Origin of the sequence: Diaphorobacter sp. C33 (assembly GCF_030503915.1) — a bacterium.
Taxonomy (GTDB): Bacteria; Pseudomonadota; Gammaproteobacteria; order Burkholderiales; family Burkholderiaceae_C; genus Diaphorobacter; species Diaphorobacter nitroreducens.
This window is the reverse complement of the sequence record NZ_CP129980.1, coordinates 1021492-1040560: the sequence shown is the minus strand read 5'-3', so window position 1 is coordinate 1040560 and position 19069 is coordinate 1021492. Positions and strand designations below refer to the sequence as shown.

At 61.7% G+C, this 19069-nt stretch carries 17 protein-coding genes and 2 pseudogenes; 5 read left to right on the top strand and 14 right to left on the bottom strand.

What is annotated here, in order from left to right:
• Positions 1–46: 46 nt before the first annotated feature.
• The 3 genes and pseudogenes from istB to QY917_RS04900 all read right to left on the bottom strand — a co-directional run bounded on the left by istB (position 47) and on the right by QY917_RS04900 (position 4665).
• The gene (gene istB / locus QY917_RS04910; RefSeq protein ID WP_123676618.1) at positions 47–838 is read right to left on the bottom strand and encodes an IS21-like element helper ATPase IstB; all 792 of its coding nucleotides are present in this window, start codon (positions 836–838) and stop codon (positions 47–49) included.
• A pseudogene (locus QY917_RS04905) lies at positions 828–1607 on the bottom strand (IS21 family transposase); the annotation flags it as partial. The gene istB and the pseudogene QY917_RS04905, both read right to left, overlap by 11 nt.
• 142 nt (positions 1608–1749) lie before the next feature.
• Positions 1750–4665, bottom strand: coding sequence for a Tn3-like element IS1071 family transposase (locus tag QY917_RS04900; protein WP_003158660.1), 2916 nt, complete (start codon positions 4663–4665; stop codon positions 1750–1752).
• Between the two features lie 145 nt (positions 4666–4810).
• Between QY917_RS04900 and QY917_RS04895 the strand changes: the two are divergent.
• The 3 genes and pseudogenes from QY917_RS04895 to QY917_RS17340 form a co-directional block, all read left to right on the top strand.
• Positions 4811–5671: pseudogene (locus tag QY917_RS04895) on the top strand (IS5 family transposase); the annotation flags it as partial.
• A gap of 33 nt (positions 5672–5704) precedes the next feature.
• Complete coding sequence (locus QY917_RS04890) at positions 5705–5923, top strand: leucine-rich repeat domain-containing protein (RefSeq protein ID WP_162844559.1); 219 nt, start codon at positions 5705–5707, stop codon at positions 5921–5923.
• A gap of 376 nt (positions 5924–6299) precedes the next feature.
• Complete coding sequence (locus tag QY917_RS17340) at positions 6300–6395, top strand: sortase B protein-sorting domain-containing protein (RefSeq protein ID WP_162844558.1); 96 nt, start codon at positions 6300–6302, stop codon at positions 6393–6395.
• Here QY917_RS17340 and QY917_RS04885 read toward each other — a convergent pair.
• From QY917_RS04885 to QY917_RS04845, 9 genes are all read right to left on the bottom strand, one after another.
• A complete protein-coding gene (locus QY917_RS04885) occupies positions 6352–6747 on the bottom strand; it encodes a single-stranded DNA-binding protein (RefSeq protein WP_123676615.1) in 396 nt (131 codons plus the stop codon). The two genes, QY917_RS17340 and QY917_RS04885, sit on opposite strands and share 44 nt — an antisense overlap.
• An 80-nt stretch (positions 6748–6827) precedes the next feature.
• Positions 6828–7151 (bottom strand): hypothetical protein, encoded by a 324-nt coding sequence (locus tag QY917_RS04880; RefSeq protein ID WP_148061014.1) that lies wholly within the window; start codon positions 7149–7151, stop codon positions 6828–6830.
• Between the two features lie 272 nt (positions 7152–7423).
• On the bottom strand, positions 7424–8563 hold the full coding sequence (locus tag QY917_RS04875) for a PFL_4669 family integrating conjugative element protein (protein ID WP_123676613.1): 1140 nt from the start codon (positions 8561–8563) through the stop codon (positions 7424–7426).
• A 69-nt stretch (positions 8564–8632) separates the two neighbouring features.
• Positions 8633–9112, bottom strand: coding sequence for a hypothetical protein (locus QY917_RS04870; protein WP_123676612.1), 480 nt, complete (start codon positions 9110–9112; stop codon positions 8633–8635).
• Positions 9113–9218: 106 nt separating this feature from the next.
• Entirely contained in the window at positions 9219–10955 is a 1737-nt protein-coding gene (locus tag QY917_RS04865; protein ID WP_148061013.1) for a hypothetical protein, read from the bottom strand.
• A gap of 77 nt (positions 10956–11032) precedes the next feature.
• Positions 11033–11575 (bottom strand): hypothetical protein, encoded by a 543-nt coding sequence (locus tag QY917_RS04860; protein WP_123676608.1) that lies wholly within the window; start codon positions 11573–11575, stop codon positions 11033–11035.
• A 19-nt stretch (positions 11576–11594) separates the two neighbouring features.
• Positions 11595–12185 carry an STY4526/YPO1902 family pathogenicity island replication protein gene (locus QY917_RS04855; protein ID WP_123676607.1) on the bottom strand — a complete coding sequence of 197 codons (591 nt, stop codon included), beginning with the start codon at positions 12183–12185 and terminating at the stop codon, positions 11595–11597.
• 26 nt (positions 12186–12211) lie between these two features.
• Positions 12212–14050, bottom strand: a complete 1839-nt coding sequence (locus tag QY917_RS04850; RefSeq protein WP_123676606.1) for a ParB N-terminal domain-containing protein — start codon at positions 14048–14050, stop codon at positions 12212–12214.
• 14 nt (positions 14051–14064) lie between these two features.
• Positions 14065–15015: a ParA family protein gene (locus QY917_RS04845; RefSeq protein ID WP_123676746.1), complete on the bottom strand. Its 951-nt coding sequence runs from the start codon at positions 15013–15015 to the stop codon at positions 14065–14067.
• 230 nt (positions 15016–15245) lie between these two features.
• Here QY917_RS04845 and QY917_RS04840 point away from each other — a divergent pair, with 230 nt between their 5' ends.
• Complete coding sequence (locus tag QY917_RS04840; RefSeq protein WP_123676605.1) at positions 15246–16037, top strand: SDR family NAD(P)-dependent oxidoreductase; 792 nt, start codon at positions 15246–15248, stop codon at positions 16035–16037.
• Between the two features lie 62 nt (positions 16038–16099).
• Positions 16100–16516, top strand: coding sequence for a lactoylglutathione lyase (gene gloA / locus QY917_RS04835; RefSeq protein ID WP_011805290.1), 417 nt, complete (start codon positions 16100–16102; stop codon positions 16514–16516).
• Between the two features lie 69 nt (positions 16517–16585).
• Here gloA and eda read toward each other — a convergent pair whose 3' ends face one another.
• Positions 16586–17233: a bifunctional 4-hydroxy-2-oxoglutarate aldolase/2-dehydro-3-deoxy-phosphogluconate aldolase gene (eda, locus tag QY917_RS04830; protein WP_123676604.1), complete on the bottom strand. Its 648-nt coding sequence runs from the start codon at positions 17231–17233 to the stop codon at positions 16586–16588.
• Positions 17224–19041, bottom strand: coding sequence for a phosphogluconate dehydratase (gene edd, locus QY917_RS04825; RefSeq protein ID WP_123676603.1), 1818 nt, complete (start codon positions 19039–19041; stop codon positions 17224–17226). The genes eda and edd overlap by 10 nt, the downstream gene beginning before the upstream one ends.
• Positions 19042–19069 lie beyond the last annotated feature (28 nt).

Below are 19069 nucleotides of genomic sequence, written 5' to 3'. Positions count from 1 at the left end.
CGTTTCCATCCAATATTGACCCACCCTGGATAGTGCCCTGCAGGGCTCACGGTGTGGATAACTTCTTCGGTTTGGACTCCTTCTTGAGGGGTTGAGCGGAGCTGTTTTTGAACCGGTAGCTGTCGTTGCCGGTTTCAAGGATATGGCAGTGGTGCGTGAGGCGGTCCAGGAGCGCGGTGGTCATCTTGGCATCGCCGAACACGCTGGCCCATTCGCTGAAGCTCAGGTTCGTCGTGATGACCACGCTGGTGCGCTCGTAGAGCTTGCTGAGCAGGTGGAACAGCAAGGCACCACCTGAAGCACTGAAGGGCAGATAGCCCAACTCGTCGAGTACCACCATGTCCATATGGGCCAGGCGGTGAGCCATCTGTCCGCTTTTGTTGCAGACCTTCTCTTGATCGAGCAAGTTGACCAGCTCGACCGTGGAGAAGAAGCGCACCCGGCGCCGATGGTGCTCGACGGCCTGCACCCCGATGGCACTGGCCAAGTGCGTCTTGCCAGTGCCAGGGCCACCGACCAGCACCACGTTCTCAGCCCTCTCCATGAACTCGCAGCGGTGCAGCTGTCGCACCAGGGTCTCGTTCACCTCGCTGCTGCTGAAGTCAAAGCCTGCCAAGTCCCGGTACGCCGGTAGCTTGGCCTGTTTGAGCTGGTAGGCCACGGCACGCACTTCTCGCTCGGCTGTCTCGGCTTTGAGCAACTGCGAGAGCATCGACTGCGCGGCCTCGAAGGCTGGCGCGCCTTGCTCGGCCAACTCTGAGACGGCCTGCGCCATGCCGAACATCTTGAGTTCGCGCAGCATGATGACGATGGCTGCAACGGCGGGGTCATGACGCATGGCGCACCTTCCCTTCCGACGCACGCAGGTCGTCATAGCGGCTCACGTTGGCCAGCGGTTCGTGAACCAGGCGCAGCGCCTGCGGTGCGGTCACTGGTGGTGGCGCGGCCTTGCTGTCGAGCAGCCGGTGCAACACATTGAGTACATGCATCTTGGTCGGCACGCCGGCCTCCAGTGCCAGCTCGACGGCGGTCAGCACCGCCTGTTCTTCGTGGTGCAGCACCAGTGCCAACACCTCGACCATCTCGCGGTCACCACCGGGCTGCTTGAGCAGAGCGGCCTGCAGTTGCCGGAAGGCCGCTGGCAGTTCGGCGAACGGGGCGCCGTTGCGCAGCGCTCCGGGCTTGCGTTGCAGCACCGCTAGGTAATGGCGCCAGTCGTAGACGGTGTGGCCTGCGCTGTCGTGGCGGCGGTCGATGACGCGCGGGTGCTCGCAGAGCAGTTGACCCTCGGCCGCCACCACAATCCGCTGGGCATAGACGCGCAGGCTCACCGGGCGGTTGGCGAAAGAGGCCGGCACGCTGTAGCGAACACGCTCGAAGGTCACCAGGCATGTGGGCGAGACGCGCTTGGTGTACTCCACAAAGCCATCGAAGGGGCGTGGCAGCGGCATCAGAAGTGCCCGCTCCTGCATCCAGACGTCCGCGACGGTGCCCGGCAGTTTGCCGTGGTCAATCTCGTGCCACAGGGTCATGCAACGCGCCTCCAGCCAGTCGTTCAAGGCCGCCAGCGTGACGAAGGCTGGCACGTGCTGCCAGAGCCGGTGGCGGGGTCTCCTCGTTTTCAGTGCAATAAGTGACGGTACGAAAAGCTAGCACTGGCGCGGAGGTGGTGTTGGTAGATCGTTGATTTCATTGACTTTCCTGTTCACTTTCAAATCTGCGATTCGTGGCGTCAAACCGTGGTCGGTTTCATCCATTGGTGCCAGTTATCGATGCATTTGGCCGCGAAGGCAGGATTTGGTCAGCATAGCGGTCAACCGGGAAGCGAAACACACCCCGCAAGTTGATGCTCTCCAGCCTGGTGGGCGCAATCTTCCCGATCAGTTCCGGTGGAATGACCTGGCGGCGGTTCGACCAGCGATCCAGGACCGCCTGCATCTGTGAGGTATTCCACGCCATCACGATGTTGGCCATCAGGCTCAACGCATCGGCCACAGCCTGCATTTCATCGACACGTTTGGCCTGCGCCGGGCTGATCCGGCCGGTATAAATGGCGCGCTTGAGGGCGTTAACAGCCTCGCCCCGATTGAGCACCCGGCGCAACTCGTTCCTGAAAGCGTCCTTGACAAAGTAGTCAGCCAAAAACGCCGTACGCAGCAACCGCCCCAATTGCACGCCAGCCTCATAGATTGGATCGCCCTGGGCGGCAGAACCGAACCGCGCAAGAGCTGCCACCGCACTGGCATGTCCGCTCATGACCGAGGCTGCCAGGTGCACCAGACTATCCCAATGCTTTTCGATCAAAGCGACGTCGACATTGGCTTCGCACACCGCAGCGATTTCTGCGGGCACTTTGGTGCCGCGTGGCACAAAGAGGTGGCGCTGTTTGAGTTCCTTCAACCGCGGGCAAAGATCAAAACCAAGCAAACGGGCATGTGACATGGCAAAGTCGGTGTAGCCATGGGTATCCACAGCAAGCTGGCTGGTCTCCAGCTTTTCTTGGCGGATGACACCTTCAATGGCCACGCCCGCCTGGCGCTCATTGAGCACAAAGGGCTGCGCATGGAAGATGCCCCACCGGTCTTTTACATGGGAGTAGATTCCAATGGAAGGTGTGTTGCGCCGAGGATCAAGCCGGGCTTGCCACACCCGTTTGGTGGTCTCCATGGTCATCATGTCAGAAGATGCCAAATCGGACCGCCCCCAGGTGGCGGCAATCGGGTGTCGCTGCATGAATTCCAGCACAGCCTGGCAGGCCTGGCTCAGACGCCGTTCGTCCCGCGCCCAGCGCATGGCCTGGCGAATGCTGGTGGCAGACAATTGCGGAATCATGCGCGCGCATTCGACCGCAGTCAGACTGGTGCCGTGGGCCATGATGCCGGCATAGACCATCAGCAGCTCGTCGGTAGAGCGCGGCTCACGTCCGAGCATGATCCAGCTAAAGCGCACCTGGGCGTCAACGGCCAGAATCACTTCCGGCAATTGAACCTCACCGATGCGGTGATCCAAAGCCGCGCGCAGCTTGGTCACTTCTGGGTCTTCGTCCTCTGCGGGCAATGGCGACAAATGGAGTTCATCATCCACGCGCAGTACGCCACTGCGGGCTGCAGCGGCCACCGCATCGACACCGGCAGTTACTCTGGCCAGCAAAGGCTTCAAGAAAGTGGCAGCCTTGCTGGGTAACGATAGACGGGCATAGTGTTTCTTGGACTCTGCCTGCCAACGCTCGTCCGTGAAGAACAAGCGCGCACGACCCCGAAAGCTCAGGCTGTGCTCAATCCAGACCGAGCCATTGCGCACCGCGCGGCGCAGGGCAAACAGGGTGGCCACCTCCAACGCCTGAAACGCCCGTTCCCGGTCTGGGCTGGAGATCGAAACCTGCCAGATCATTCCCAGACTTGGTGCCACCACTTCAACTGGCAGCTTTCTGGATCCTTTGAGATATAAAGCTTGCAGCTTGGCAAGGTACTCGATGGCAGGATGCTCGCCGGTGGCCTGCCAGGGCAGCTTTGCAATGGCGACGAGCAACGACCGCACGGGGCGAATTCCATCAATCAATCCCTCGCGGACCAGGGAGGCCCTGCTCGGTGGTTTGCGTTTCTGGGTTTCGGTGATCAAGGCTTCAAGACGGGCACGCAACTCAGCATCTGGCACCGCACCTTGCGCGCTCAAGGCAACAAGTTCGCCGAGCAGCGTTTTGTACATTGCGGCCCAATTGACGGTAGCGGGGACATCGGCGGCAGCCTGACGCCACAGATCGGCGATCCGGCGCTGCACCATAAGGATCAACTGGTCTGTGGTGGTGAACAGGCAATACCGAAGAAAGCATGCGACCTCCACGGTGCGCGCTGGCTCTTTGATCTTGGCTCCGGCTGAGGGCGGCCTGGAGACAAGTCGGCGCGCGTAGCGGCGCAAGATGAGATCGGGGATGTCTGCCAGGTGCTTATGAACGTCCAGCGTGTAAAGCAGGTCGATGCGCTCCAGTACCTCGCTGATTTGGCGGGTTGAGTGTTTCGCCGGTGCAGCCCATAGCCAACTCTGCTGGGTTTGTCCATCTGGGCGCAGCTCTGAAACTGAGGCTCGCCAGCGATCAAGTGTTGCTGGATCAACGCTGGCGGCGATGGCGGTGCCTGTTTCAACTTCAAGCTGGGCAAGTGCCGCCGCAATCAGTGTCCGAATTGCCCGCTCGTGCACGATCACCAGCTTGTTCTTGTACAGCCATTGACGCGCCCGCACGAGTAGCTGATCGCGGTCGGCGCAGCGCGCCACTTCGTCGCGCAGTTCACGTACCAGTGAGCGGCGCTGGTGCTCGCTCATCCACTGGAATCCAAGGACCGTGCAGGCTACTTGTTGGTGATCGAATAGCGTGCGCCCGCGTTCATACATGGCTCTCAGCGAGGCGACTTCTGGTGCTGCAATGCCAAGCTCGTTGCCAAGGTGGCGCCACAAGGCTACTGGAATTACCCGAAAGGCACCGAGCAAACGCCCACTCATGCGCAGGAAACCAATATGGAGCGCCAGACCAAGCTTGTGGGAATCACCTCGGCGTGCATTGATTGCGTCGCGCTCGGCACCATCGAAGGTGAAAAATGCCTTCATCTCGAAGTCGCTGATATCGCGGGGGAGCCCACGCATCCCCAAAAACGTTGTGTGCCAACCCTGCATCGTGAACCTCAAAAGTGGGAGGCCACCATACCCGTTTACAAAGCGAACAGGAAAGTCAATGAAATCAACGGTCTACCCAGACCACCCCCGCGCCAGTGCTAGCTTTGCGTACCGTCACTTATTGCACTGAAAACGAGGAGACCCCCTGAAGCAGACCTTTGTGCGCGAAGGCAAGGCCTTGCGGCGCAAGGCCGGCGGCTACGCCCATGCCAAGCAGTTCAAGCGACTCAAGAAGACCGTCAAGCGCCAGCGCACCATCCTCGGCATCGTGTTGCGCGAGGTGGGGCGCAAGATCAAGCAGATGCCTCAAGTGCCGGCCGAGGCGCTGACCGCCCTGCACGATCTGATGCAGCGCGCCGAGCGCATCCGCACCCAGCAACCCAAAGACAAGAACAAGCTGTATGCCATGCACGCACCGGAGGTCGAGTGCATTGGCAAGGGCAAGGCCAGGAAACCTTACGAGTTCGGCGTGAAGGTCAGCGTGGCGGTAACGCACAGGCAGGGGCTGATGGTGGGCGCACGCAGCTTTACCGGCAACCCCTATGACGGCCACACCTTGGCTGAGCAACTCGAGCAGGTAACGATCCTGACCGAAGACACGGGCCGCAGCCCCAAGCAGGTGGTCGTCGATCTGGGCTTCAGAGGGGTGGATGCACACAACCCGGGCGTTGAAATCATCCACCGGGGCAAGTTCAAAAGCCTCACCTCAGCGCATCGGCGCTGGCTCAAGAGAAGGCAAGCGGTAGAGCCTGCGATAGGGCACTTGAAACACGACAACGGCATGGATCGGTGCTGGCTCAAGGGATCCATGGGCGATGCGTTGCACGCGGTGCTGTGCGCAGCCGGCTACAACATCCGCTGGCTGCTGCGGGCGATCGTGCGTTTGGGCCTCAAGGGGCTTTTTGCGCCCCTGCTCGCACGACTGTGGATCTGGGCTGCGGCGCTGGCTATGGCCACGCAGGCGCGCAGAACCCGCTGTGGATCGCTGGGTTGGATGTTGCGGTGAATTTTGCAGGGCCGACTATCTACGTTGCCACGCTTGACGACGCTCGACCTCAGTGGTAATTTGGTTAAAAGCCTACAAGCACTGCACCAGAGCGAACGGCTCTCGTACCTCGATATTCGTGGTAATCCGATACCGTATAGGGACGCAGAGGCCTTTGCAGCCGCAAACGCGGGCGTCAAGTTCGCGCTCGACGATAAGACGTTCGGTACCTTCAAGGAATACGCTGTCAAGCACTACGGCGTCACTAGGTGAGCGGCTCTAAGACTGCTTCGCGAGGGCAGCCGAACAACTTGCATTGGAACATGGTGAGCTGCTCATGACCTTGGCACGCGATATTCTTGAGCGTTGGCACACTTTGCGGGCGTAGCCAGAACGCTTTCCGCCCCCTGCATCCGGTTGCTACTTGTTAAAGGGGAGCGCTGCTTGACCGTGTAAAATCGCCCTCCATTAGTATTTCTGCAGGTAATTCGACTATCGGCAATGAGCCTAAGTAATATATCTTGGGTTTCTTTGTGCCTCCAGCCCGTGGCGCGAGTAAGATTTTCGAGTGTTTCGGGCTCCAGTGCAATGAGCTTGAATAAACACTCCGTCTTTTCGGATTGATGCGCTATATTCACGACAACCTCCATTGGGTAAAACTGGCGACGCTTCACGCATGGGGTTATTTGCTCAATGGAATATCAAACCTCGGCCGCTTCTGTTTCCCGTGCGCGTGATGGCGTGAACGTGATGGATTCAATCCGCGACAGTTGAAGCGCCACATCCTCGGCCACCACCTTGATCACCTGCACCTCATTGCCATCGTCATCCGTGGCAGTGAACTCTCGTTCCTCACCGATGACCAGCACTCGAGCACCCTTGCGCAGATGCTTGGCACAGGCCTCGGCCTTTGCGCCGTAAATCTCGACCTCACGCCAGAAACCACCCACCTGCTCTACCCCACCATCCTCGGTCTGGCCATAGCGTCCGAACATGACACGCATCGACGCCACCGTGAAATCGCCGCTCCTGCCGGCAACATGCTTCAACTTTGGCGAATCGCCGAGGTTGCCCTTGCCAATGAAAAGGTTCTGCATCACTTATTCCTCGTGGTGCGGTTCAAGGAAGGCCCAGCAGCTGCACCAGTGCCACAAGACCAGGGTATCCATGCCTCAGTTCATTTCGATCCCGGAATGGCCTTCGCATACACGGCACGCTCACTCCTGATCAATCGGCGCCTGATCATCCTGATCTCCTTGCGCAGGCGCACATGTTCATCGTTGGCCTTCATCGCCTGCTCGGAGAGCTGCGCGTACCAGCTACGGGTGCGCTGCTGGTACGCCGAATACATCTGCTGCGCCAGCTCCCAGGACAGGTGCCGCTTGGAGCCACCGGCCTCGCGCCAGCGCAGAAACGTGTAGCCAGTTGAAGCCCGCAGATGGCGTGCCAGGTAGATGTGTCCGCCATGCACCCGCTTGCTCGCCTCGATCAGCTCATCCATGTGCTGCTCCAGCCTGTCAAGCTCTGCCTCCAGTTGGCGCAGCTCGGGGCGGGTGCCCCTACCCGTAAGGGCCTTTGCGTCAACCCGTTCTTGACACGTCTCACTTTCCTGCATTGCGGCAGGGCGACCATGGAAGTTGACATCACGGCCAGGTGCCCGCCCGTTGAATTCATCCCTTTCCATCACCAACCCTTTCCATCACCAACCCTTTCAACACAAAAGCCCTTTCACACACACCATGCCGGCCCTGCCGCAGCTTCCTCACATTTGCCTCACACCAGCCCTGCATCAGATTGATCCGCCCCTGCGCCTGACCCACCCTGGGCTATATCGTCCAGGTGCGCTCCCAGGGTCTGTAGCAAGTGACGCTCTGCTGCCGTTAGATCCCCCGTGCGGCGACGCGAGTGGCGCGGATGCAGCTTGCCGGTGAAGACCTCGCTGGGAACGATACCGAATACTTCTGATGCAAACTCCACCCGCTTCTGCGCTTCTGCCCCAGATTCCGGGATGAAGTCACTGCGAGACAGGGCCTTGACTTCCTCACGGGTGAGCCATCGATCAAACCGCGCCGTCTCATTGAACACCCGACGAATGAACCGCGTCAGTTCAGAAATCGCCTGGCGTGCCTGGTCATCCGAGCGCAGCGTCTTGCGGGCCAGGGTCTTTTGCAGGCGCACGAAATAGTCGAACTCCACGATCAGCGTGGAAATCGCATAGCCATACGGAGAGCGGTAACCTAGGTTGAGCACCTTGGGTTCGGCGGACTGCAGAATCGAGAAGCTCAAGCCCTTCTTCTTGAGATCGGCAAGAAGTGATTCAGCTTCCTTGGTTTCGCGCCGCAGGCGCTTGCAAATCTCGTCGATGGTCTGCTCATGGCGCAGCAAGGCCCAATCGGCATACGGGTTGTCGTAGCCCGTCAGAACCCACAGCCCACGCAAGGCCGCAGCCACGCGCCGCCCGCCGATGATGGGGGCCGCTTCCTTGCCAGGCTCGCGCGTGCGGCCCATGAACATCCGATAGGCCTCCTTGGTGTGGATCGTCATCTGATCGACCTCCTCATCGACCAGTGCCCCCAGGGCGTCAATGGCCCTGGCTTCCTGACGCGTCACCACCGACTCAGCACCCTTGCGGCCGTCGAACTCCACCTTGCGCCGTTCCAGCCGATCCTTGCGATCTTCCAGCTCGATGTACCTGTCATACAAGGGATCGGTCTCACTCATTGGCCCGGCCATGTACTCGGCCAGAGCCGCTTCCTCCTTGGCGATGCTGTAGCCATCAGAAAACGGTGAATTGGGCTCGGTGGCGAAGGCGAATCCTACGGGCGCAGGAATGCTCGGCATTGCGGCAGCTTCCTGGCTGGTGGGAGCTGACGCTGCGGCATTCTTGGGTGACTTGTTGCGAGTGGTGGCCATGGTGATGAGGGTAGATTTCGGTTGTGACAGCGGGGCATGGGCAATGGGACGAACGCTGATCCAGGCGAATCAGTGATGCTTGATTGGTGCAGGTGGCTCGGGCTTGGCCTCAACGGAATCGTCCTTCCTGGGTTCAGATAACGTCGGTGAAGGCCAGCCCCAGCCGGCCGGCAGCACGCCGCTCTCGGCCTTCCTCCTGGCATTCAGGTCATCCAAAAACGGAAAGCTGTCGCTATTCAGGCCTGGCAGGTAGTCGCTCACCGGGGTGCGAAGCAATGCCTGCACCGCTTCACGATCCACCGTGATGTGGGTGCGGTAGTTGGGGTGCGCTTGGACTTGCAGAAGGCCCATGTCAGTCAGTCGATCCAACGCACGCTGTACCTGCTTCTTCTGAACGCGATTCCCAAGAAAGTCCAAGGCGATCCGAGTTGCAGAGGTTCGAAGTTCGGTAACGTCTGCCTGCTGCTGAATCACCGCATGCAGAACCATGGAATCGTCGTAGCGTTGAAGGCGGTGAACCAGCTCCGTGAAAAGTTGCTTGCTATCCATCGCTGTCTCCTTTGCTAAAGATTGACTAGCCGGGACAAAACGTCCCACGTGGTAACCGTTACCACGTGGGACAAACTGTCCCGGTTCACCGAATTGCGTATCGCGCTCATGCCGCCCTCCCCTTCCCCGCAATCTCGAGACGTAGGGTCAGCAGCTTGCGGCGCTCTTCAATCACGGCCGGCGAAGGTTCAGCCTTTTGCGCATCCTGGGCACCAGCAGGTCGAGGCTGTTCCGCTTCCTGCCTGGCCTTGAGCAAAGCCTGCTCGTGGCGTGCTCGCTGTGTCCTTTCGGCAGCTACCTTGTCCGCCATCGCCAGATCCAGCGTGCCGCAGGCATGGCGACGGATCAGGGCGTGCAGGTACCCCGGAGGGTTGTGGATGGTCTTGCCCTGCAGGCCGAGCTGGCCCTCCAGCTCATCCAGCAAGGCCTGGTGAATGGCCGCAGGTGCAGTGGCCAGGGTGCGGCGCACGCCGTCGTGCCACTCCATGCCAAGCGCCTTGGGCATGACCAGGTTGTCGAGTTCGACAAGCGCTGCTGGCAGGGGTGCTGCGCGATTTGCCTGTTGCGCCAACCGGGCTTCGGATGGGGAGGTTTCAGAAATCCGACGACGACTTGCCGTTTTGTCGAACCCCGAGGCGTCCTCGCGGGCGCACGCGGTAGTCGTTGTAGGTTGATTGTTATGTTGTTGTATATGGGTTTGACAAAAGGGCGAGGTAGATTCGACAAAACGGCAACCATGATTCGACAAAACGGCAGGTGCTTGCCCTTTTGTCGTATGGTCATTGGATTCATGGTTCGACAAAAGGGCAGAAGGTTGACACCTTATTTCCGACAAGTTTCCATGGTTTTGATTCGCGGGATGTAAGCTACCGACGGGCACCGGGCTCGCGCTTGTATTGCCGAACATGCGTGTCACGACGTGCGTGGTCTGCTGCCCCTGCGGTGTGTCGGTCAGCCAGCGCCCAAAAAGATCCAGCTGTAGCTGATCCTGAACACGATGCTCATACAACACGGGATCAGTCGTTGGGCGTCGATCGGCTTCTGCCAGCCAGCGCACCGCGTCGGCCAGGCCTTCGGCGGAAGGTGCCACTGCGGCCGGCGGCCTGGCGACCGCATGCAGTCGGGCAGGCTGCGGGAGCTTCTCGACATGCCCAATGGCATCCTGGAGCGCATGCAGATTCACATGACACAGGCCGCCAGCTCGTTCTTGCAGGAAGCCCAGCGCCTTGAGGCGTTCACGCGCATTGCGCTGGGTCTTGGTGCCAAGACACAGGGCGATGCGTGCATCCTCGTGCGACAGTCGGAAATATCCTTCGAAGGTGGCTTCACCGGAGCGCACTGCTGCGCGTTGCTGGCGCAAGAGATAGGACAGCAGCAGGCCGCTGGCGACTGACCCGCTGATGCGGGCCAGGGGCCGGTAGAAGCTGATCGAGGTTTTCAGCCAGGGTGCGAACGCTTCCCAGGTGATTGCTGGCGCCCCATCAGCGTGGGCTTGCAAGCCGCTCCACTGGGCCAGCCTGGCGAGATCGACCCGGTAGTGCAGGCGGGCAGGCCTGCCGGCGACACGCTCCAACAGCAGATGGTTTTGCAGCAGCAGCTCACGCACGCTGGCCTGCTCCCTCGCTGTCAGGCCCGTGGCATCCTCCCATTGACGCGCGGTCATGAAGAACCAGCCACCACGTTGCGGTTCCTTCTTGCCGAGATGGCGGCTCCAGTACAGGGCATGCCCGAGGAACAATGCCGCCTTGAAACCTAGTTGTTCAGCCAGGGCTAGATGGAACTGAATGAAACCGCCTTGACCCAGGTGCTGCAGGGCGGCGCCTTCATCTACAAATGGCTCCATAGAGGGCCGTGGGCAAGCCATTGGACTTGCCGTGGTTGATGGTGCGAGCACGGGATAGGCCACGATATGGCTCCGTCTCAGGCTTGGCGTTCCCATGCCGCAGGCAACTCTGGCAGTGGCTCATATGCAGCCAGGTGCTCGGCCAAAGGCGCGGACTGCGCCAGCAGTTTGCGCGCCAGGCAGTCGAGGTGCAGACGGTAAACGGGGGGTGCAGGCGGCAGACTGTTCACGCTGATCAGACCTGATGCAACCAGGTCACGCCGACATTTGTGCTGCTGCGAGCGGATCAATCCGATGGCAGCTTCGCATTCCGCCTCAGACATGGAAAAGACAAAATCGCCATTGACCTCGAACTCATGAGCCTTGGCGTTGGAGACGCGCTCCATTGCGGCCGACAGCCACAGGGCTTGCAGCACGCCGCCCGCCAGGCCCACATAGGCCCGGTTGAAGCTGATGGGCGCCTGTCCCAGCCATTCCAGGAGCGCAGCCTGTCCGAGGACGTTGGGCAGTCGCCGCAATTCGCCGACCTGCAGGCCGGATCGCGGTGTTTGCTCGGGGTCGTTGATGCGCTTCTGGCGACGGGAAACGCGGTTGCGGCTGAGCAGAGCGAGCTTGGTCATGGTGCGGCTCCGATGGCGTTCAAGAGAGGGTTCCAAAATCGGTCACAGGCCATGACGGCTCGGCAGAAAACTCGTCGATGGTTCGGCACAGCGAGTCGATGCGACAGTCAGGAAAGGACTGATGCAGGCGATACAGCCTGTCGCGCAGCGATCCCCGGGGATCGTCCGCCTCAAGTTCAGCCCAGCGGGCGTGGATCTGGTCGCGCACGGCGGGCGCCGGCATGCGATTGCGACCCAGCGGTTGATCTGGTGGCAGCAGCTGTGCGCGCAGGCCGCGCACCTCTTCGGCAGAGATCTTCCAAAGCATACAGACCACCTGCACGGCTGCACCATGGCGGATGAAGTATTCGCACATGTGAGCATCGCGTCGCATCATGTCCAGGCGGTTGAGGTATTCGGTGATGGCGCGTTCCTTGATGGAGACCCGGAAATCAATCGCCGGCACCTCGGACGCCTTGATCAGATCGCGCGCAGGCCGATGGCGCATGCAATCCAGAAATTCCGGGCTGAACCCAGCCTGCAACAAGTCGTCGATGCCGCCTGCGTCGATGCGCGCCACGATCTGATCGAGCAGCATGCGTTTGAGGGTGGGGTCGGTAATGCGCAGCATGGTTTCTCCCGGTTCTGGTTTGTTCTTCAGGTATCGAAGAGCGGCTGGAATCCCGCAGGGATGCGCTCAGGAAACTTCAGGCGCATCTGCTCCATGGCGGCCAACAGCTTGATCACGCTGTAGCCCAGCTTGGGCGCGGCCAGCACAAGACCCAGCTCGTCCATGCCCATCTGGTAATAGTTCCCCGAGACAGGCATACCGGCCTTCTGCGCACAGGCGTGTTCAAAGGCCTGACGACCATTGGTGTAGGTCGTTGTCCAGATCGTTTCGGTGACATGCTGGGGTGGAATCGCGCCCGGAATGCGTCGGTCGTACTGGTAGGACAGTGCGGCCAGTAGCTTCCAGACCGCGGCGCGCAGCGGTACCAGATCGGTGCGGACAGGCTCACCGTTGATGTGCGCCATATCTTGCGGCGGGAAATCGACCATGAAGCCGAACGGCGCAAGAGGCAGGTTGCACAGCACGTCGCTCAGGGGAACGTCTGCGTTGATCTCACCAAGCAGGTCGCGGATACCCTTGAACGCCTCGCTCAAGGGGTCAGTGGCCACTGCATGCTGGGCTGCATGCGTTCCAGCCTTGACCCTGCCCGGCTGTGCCTGGGCGGATATGCCTGCCAGCATTCCGGGTAGCGGAGCTTGCTGGATCCCATCGGGTGCCGATGGTTGCGCCGCTGACTCTGGGTCTGCCCGGGGCGTGAATGGCTCCGACGGGTCGGTATTCTCTGGTGCAAAGGTCAGCCGTTGTGGAGGCGGGGCCACAGCAACAGGACGTTGCCCAACGGCACGAAGATCGTCGCGCGACAACTTGGGATCGGCCTCCATGGCGGAGAGAGCGGCCTCCAGCTGCGGGCGTCCGGCAAGGCCCAACTCCTGTACTGCAGCCAACTGCAGGTCGGCCAGCAGCGCCGCATCGTCGAGTTCCACCGGCAGACGCTCGGCTGCTTCCAGGTCTTCGTTGCTCTTGGCGCGCAGGCGTAGGGCATCACCATAGGTCTGCATGACTGCCTGGAGCTGTTCGCGCAAGGCCGATCCCTGGCCCAGCTTGGCACCGAGTTCGAGCAGGGCCGCCACCTTGGGCCGCGTGACTTCGTTGACCGCCCGGGCCTGCAGCCAGGGCCCGACCGGGGCCATCTGCTCGGTGGCGAACGCAAAGTTCTGGATCGTCTTGACGCCGTAATTGAGGCCCCGCCCCCGCAGTTCACGGTTGAGCTCACCGGCGGTGAGCGGCTTGTGCTGCTCGTGTTCGAGTTCGACACGGAACTGATGTACGCCTCGGGCTTTTTCCCAGAAGGTGATGTCTGCGCGCAGCTCGTTTTCTACAAGGTGCGCGGTGATCACCTGGGCGTCGCCGGGCCACTCCTTGACGATGACGCGCAGCTGCGCGAAGCGCTGATCGCCTTCGGCAAACAGTTCTTTGGCAATCTGCAGGCGCGTGTTTCCTCCGCCATAGGGCGTGTACTTGTCATCCACACTGCGCCGTGTGACGGTGAGGATGTTGGTGATGCCGTCGGCCTTGATGCTGGCCTTGAGCTCGTCATATCGCGGGTTCTGTCCCTGGCGCGGGTTGTGGCCATAGGCCACGATTTCCGAGACAGGAAGGATAGAAAACGACAACTCGGCATCGCTGCGAGGGTCTAGGTTGGCGGTCGCACTGGCGCGCGGGCCACTCAGGGGCGGCAAGGACTTGCGCGCCTGCTCCATGATCTTTCGCTCTTGCTTGCTTGGTTTCACTACCATGGGGTTCTTGTCTTGGTACGCGTGCGCGTGGCCTGCATCGGATTCAGCCAACGCGGGCGGCGGGTGGAGGTTCAAGCGCTGTGCCCGCTGTACGGCGGTCAGCGTTTCAGGGGTTCTGGAGGGGGTCATGGCTCATGCTCCCCTCACTCATCGTCTGTGCCAGCACTGGTGTGCTCACCATCGGCACCCGTCTCCGGTGCCGGATCGGCTTTAGGCACCACCAGAGAGGGGTCGATCTCTTTTCGGTGATTTGGGGCAAACGTGCCCTCAAGGTGTGGCAACAGCTCCCACAGCAACGCGTGCATAGTGTCGCCAGCCTTGACCGGATCGATCCAATGCACGGGCACCTGGGAGGTTGCAGCCTTCTTGTAGGCCACAGCAGCCGTCACCACAGTATTGAGCACTGTCACTCGGCCGCGCAACGTCATGAATTGGTCGCGGATGAGACCAGCCATGGATCGGCTATCGACGGTTTTTTCTGCCCGATTGATAATCGCACGCATCGCCGGAACGGTAAATCCCATATTCGCCGACGATTCGTGGCGATCTAATAGGGTAAGCGTCCCATCTACGAATTCACGGGCGCTGATAATATCCGGCGAGGCCGGAGTGATCAGCAGATCGGATGCATTAACTGCTGCATCCTGAAGGTGCCCCACAGCACCTTGCGTGTCGATAATCGCTACGTCGTAGCTATCTGCGAGCGAGGTATTTTTGATAGCCATGCGGATACGCACGAGGCGATCAAGACGATTACTCAGCCAGTCCTGGAGGCGTCCATCGCGGGTGTCCGAGCGCACGAGATGCAGGAACCCGCCCTGTTTGTTGAGCAGGTCATGGTCGCCTGAGAAGGATTCAGGAGGGAGCTCAATCTGGCTGATGCATTCGGGCGTCAGAGAGCCATCCATGACCATCTTGGTCAGGCCATGCTCGGCCTCCTTCGAGACGACGAAGTAGCGTGATAGCGATGGCTGTACATCGGCGTCAATGAGCAAGACGCGGTAACCAATGTCGGCCAAGAGGCCGCCGAGATTGGCTGCTACTGTGGTTTTGCCGACCCCACCCTTGGTGGCTACCACTCCAAATGTAAACATATCGACCTCGCTGAACTGTGGATAAACCACAATTCAGAAGGGCAAAATGACTTACAATCACAAGCGTTATTCTCAATATTTATTATTGAGAATATACATCGTATCTAGTAAGCCAACGGCTGGGGCTGAGGCACTACGACCTCGACATCCGCACCCAGTTTAGGGAACGATCCCACCCTCCGCGTAAACGTTCAGTGACCAGCCCTTTTCAATTGACTACGATGACTGGCATGTCCCAAACACTCACCACGTCACCTATCTCCTTCGGCCATCACGGTCGCGTGTGTATTGTCACGGGCGGTGCCCAGGGCATTGGCGAGGCCTGCGTGCGCAGGCTGGCGCGCGACGGTGCCAAGGTGGTGATCGCAGACATGGATGATGCCCGCGGACGTGCTCTTGCCGATGCGGTGCCGCAAGCCGCCTACATTCATTGCGATGTGGGCAACAAGTCCGAAGTGGATGCCCTGGTAGGTCAAACCATGGCGCTGCACGGGCGCATCGACGTATTGGTCAACAACGCGGGCATCTTCCGCGCTGCGGACTTTCTGGAGGTGACCGAGGAAGACTTTGACGCGGTACTGCGCGTGAACCTCAAGGGTGCCTTTCTCATGGGCCAGGCCGTGGCACGCGAAATGGTGCGCTCGGGCGGCGGCAGCATCGTGAACATGAGTTCCGTCAATGGCGTTTTGGCCATTCCGAACATCGCCAGCTACAACGTGAGCAAGGGCGGCATCAATCAGCTCACCCGCGTGATGGCGCTGGCGCTGGCGGACCGTGGCATCCGCGTGAACGCGGTGGCGCCCGGCACCATTGCCACGGAACTCGCCGCGAAGGCCGTGCTGACGAGCGACGAGGCCCGGCTCAAGATCATGAGCCGCACGCCGATGAAGCGCCTGGGTGAGCCTTCGGAGGTCGCTGATGTGGTGGCATGGCTCGCCAGCGACGCCGCCAGTTATGTGACCGGTGAGATCGTCACCGTGGACGGCGGCCGCATGACGCTCAACTACACCGTGCCGGTCTAGCCCAGCCCATCACTCAGCGCAACAGGCCGCTGGGTCTTTGGGTTGACGGCACAATCCATGCCATGAGACTTCTGCACACCATGCTGCGCGTTGGCAATCTCCAGCGCTCCATCGATTTCTACACCCAGGTGCTGGGCATGCAGTTGCTGCGCACCTCCGAAAACCCTGAGTACAAATACTCTCTGGCCTTCCTGGGCTTCGAGGGCGGCAACCCCGGCCAGGCCGAGATCGAGCTGACGTACAACTGGGGGGTGGAAAGCTATGAGATGGGCACAGCCTACGGCCACATTGCCCTGGGCGTGCCCGACGCCTACGCCGCCTGCGAGAAGATCAAGGCAGCCGGCGGCACCGTGACGCGCGAGGCCGGGCCGGTCAAGGGCGGCACCACGGTGATCGCCTTTGTGACCGACCCTGACGGTTACAAGATTGAATTGATCGAGCGCAAGAGCGATGCCGGCGCAGGCACCGGTCTGCGCTAGTTTGCTCTTTCTTTAATAGCTGTTAGCGCTTATCCACAAAGCGCTACAGCCCATTTTTACTTGTATTCATCAAACCCGCTGCAACGCGCTGGCTTCGCGCGCTAGACGGGTGATGCGGGACCAGTCGCCCTGCTCCAGCGCATCCGCGGGCACCAGCCACGACCCGCCCACGCAGGCCACGTTCTTGAGCGCCAGAAACTCCGCCGCATTGCCGGACTGGATTCCACCCGTCGGACAGAACGCCACGTCGCCAAACGGCCCCTGCCACGCTTTCAGCATGGCCGTACCGCCCGCCTGCACCGCAGGGAAGAACTTGAGCGCAGAGAAGCCCTCTTCCTGCGCCGTCATGATCTCGCTGCCCGTGGCCACGCCCGGCAGCAGCGGCAAGCCCGCATCGCGGCAGGCGCGGCCTACGGCGGGCGTAAAACCCGGACTGACGGCAAACCGCGCCCCGGCGCGCGCGGCAGCAGCCGCATCAGCACTGGTGCGTACGGTGCCTGCGCCGACCACGGCATCGGGCACTTCCGCGGCGATGGCCCGCATGCATTCGAGGGCTTGCGGCGTGCGCAACGTCACCTCCAGCATGCGGATACCACCGGCGACCAGCGCGCGCGCCATCGGCACGGCATGCCGCACGTCGTGCAGAACGATGACCGGGATCACGGGCGCATCGCGCATCACATCGAGCGCCGTGAGGGTGTGTTGCGTCACAGCCATGTGCAGGCTCCCTCTTCCGCGCTGAGCGCATTGCGCCGCATGCCGGCGAACAGTTCGCGCCCCCAACCGCGTGTGTTGTCCTGCAGCAAGCCAGGCGGCACGGTGGCAGGCGTGCGCGCCTGCCATTCGACCGCATCGACCAGCACATCGAGCGTGCCCGCCACGGCATCCAGTCGGATGACGTCACCATCGCGCACCAGCGCCAGCGGGCCGCCGGCATGCGCCTCGGGCGATGCGTGGATGGCCGCAGGCACCTTGCCCGAGGCGCCGCTCATGCGGCCGTCGGTGACCAGCGCCACCTTGTAGCCCTTGCCCTGCAGCACGGCCAGCGGCGGGGTGAGCTTGTGCAGTTCTGGCATGCCATTGGCCTGGGGACCCTGCCAGCGCACCACGCAGACCACGTCGCGGTCCAGTTCGCCGGCCTGGAAGGCCTGCTGCAGTTCGCCCTGCGAGGCAAACACGCGTGCAGGCGCCTGCACCACATGCCGGTCGGGCGGCACGGCGGAGACCTTGATCACGCTGCGCCCCAGGTTGCCCGACAGCAGCTTGAGGCCGCCCGTGGCGCTGAAAGGTTCGGCCGCAGGGCGCAGCACGCTGTCGTCACGCGAGGCGCCGATGTCGGCCCAGTGCAGCTGCTGATCGGCGGTTCCCTGCGGCTCGCGCGTGTATTCGCGGATACCTCCAGGGCGAACGGTAAGTACATCCTCATGCATCAGCCCGGCATCGAGCAGCTCGCGGATCACATAGCCGGGGCCGCCGGCGGCCTGGAACTGGTTCACGTCCGCGCTGCCGTTGGGGTACACGCGCGCCAGCAACGGCACGACGGCGGACAGGGCGGAAAAGTCGTCCCAGTCGATCACGAGGCCCGCCGCGCGCGCCACGGCCACCCAGTGGATCAGGTGGTTGGTGGATCCTCCCGTGGCCAGCAGCGTCACCATGGCGTTGACGATAGCGCGCTCGTCTACCACGCGCCCGATAGGTGGGCATGACGCCCCCTTGTCGCCCAGCACCGTGCGTGCGGCCTCGCGCGTAAGTTCCTGGCGCAGCGCCTGGCCCGGGTTCACGAAGGCCGTGCCCGGCACATGCAGGCCCATGGCCTCCAGCATCATCTGATTGCTGTTGGCCGTGCCGTAGAAGGTGCAGGTGCCCGGCGAGTGGTAAGCGGCCATCTCGGCCTCCAGCAGTTCACCGCGGCCCACCAGACCTTGCGCGGCCTGCTCGCGCACCTTGGCCTTGGCGCTGTTGGACAGGCCCGAAGTCATCGGCCCCGCCGGCACGAACACCGTGGGCAGATGGCCGAACTGCAGCGCACCCACCAGCAGACCAGGCACGATCTTGTCGCACACGCCGAGCATGAGCGCGCCATCGAACACGTCGTGGCTCAGCGCCACGGCCGTGGCCATGGCGATCACGTCGCGGCTGAACAGGCTCAACTCCATGCCGGGTGTGCCCTGCGTCACGCCATCGCACATGGCGGGTACGCCGCCGGCCACCTGGGCCGTAGCCCCGCGCTTGCGCACCTCGTCCTTGATCAGGTCCGGGTAATGCTGCAGCGGCGCATGGGCCGACAGCATGTCGTTGTACGCCGTGACGATGCCGATGTTGGGTGCCTTCTGGACCACCACACGCAGTTTGTCGTTGCCAGGCATGCCGGCGAAGGCGTGGGCCACATTGGCGCAACCCAGGCGGTCTGCACCGCGGTCGCGGCGCGCCTGGAACTCAAGCTGCTGCAGATAGGCGCCGCGCGTAGGGGCGCTGCGCTGGCGGATGCGCTCGGTGACGGTGTGGACGGTGTCGTGCAGGGGCATGCTGGGTGGCGCGAGGGCGGCTGTGGGA

Coding starts and splice junctions, on each gene's coding strand:
- QY917_RS04850 (WP_123676606.1), bottom strand. CDS start 14,050: ATGACCCCCTCCAGAACCCCTGAAACGCTGACCGCCGTACAGCGGGCA.
- istB (WP_123676618.1), bottom strand. CDS start 838: ATGCGTCATGACCCCGCCGTTGCAGCCATCGTCATCATGCTGCGCGAA.
- QY917_RS04875 (WP_123676613.1), bottom strand. CDS start 8,563: ATGGCCACCACTCGCAACAAGTCACCCAAGAATGCCGCAGCGTCAGCT.
- QY917_RS04870 (WP_123676612.1), bottom strand. CDS start 9,112: ATGGATAGCAAGCAACTTTTCACGGAGCTGGTTCACCGCCTTCAACGC.
- eda (WP_123676604.1), bottom strand. CDS start 17,233: ATGGCTGTGACGCAACACACCCTCACGGCGCTCGATGTGATGCGCGAT.
- QY917_RS04885 (WP_123676615.1), bottom strand. CDS start 6,747: ATGCAGAACCTTTTCATTGGCAAGGGCAACCTCGGCGATTCGCCAAAG.
- QY917_RS04845 (WP_123676746.1), bottom strand. CDS start 15,015: ATGTTTACATTTGGAGTGGTAGCCACCAAGGGTGGGGTCGGCAAAACC.
- QY917_RS04880 (WP_148061014.1), bottom strand. CDS start 7,151: ATGGATGAGCTGATCGAGGCGAGCAAGCGGGTGCATGGCGGACACATC.
- QY917_RS04840 (WP_123676605.1), top strand. CDS start 15,246: ATGTCCCAAACACTCACCACGTCACCTATCTCCTTCGGCCATCACGGT.
- QY917_RS04900 (WP_003158660.1), bottom strand. CDS start 4,665: ATGCAGGGTTGGCACACAACGTTTTTGGGGATGCGTGGGCTCCCCCGC.
- QY917_RS04860 (WP_123676608.1), bottom strand. CDS start 11,575: ATGACCAAGCTCGCTCTGCTCAGCCGCAACCGCGTTTCCCGTCGCCAG.
- QY917_RS04865 (WP_148061013.1), bottom strand. CDS start 10,955: ATGGAGCCATTTGTAGATGAAGGCGCCGCCCTGCAGCACCTGGGTCAA.
- gloA (WP_011805290.1), top strand. CDS start 16,100: ATGAGACTTCTGCACACCATGCTGCGCGTTGGCAATCTCCAGCGCTCC.
- QY917_RS04855 (WP_123676607.1), bottom strand. CDS start 12,185: ATGCTGCGCATTACCGACCCCACCCTCAAACGCATGCTGCTCGATCAG.
- edd (WP_123676603.1), bottom strand. CDS start 19,041: ATGCCCCTGCACGACACCGTCCACACCGTCACCGAGCGCATCCGCCAG.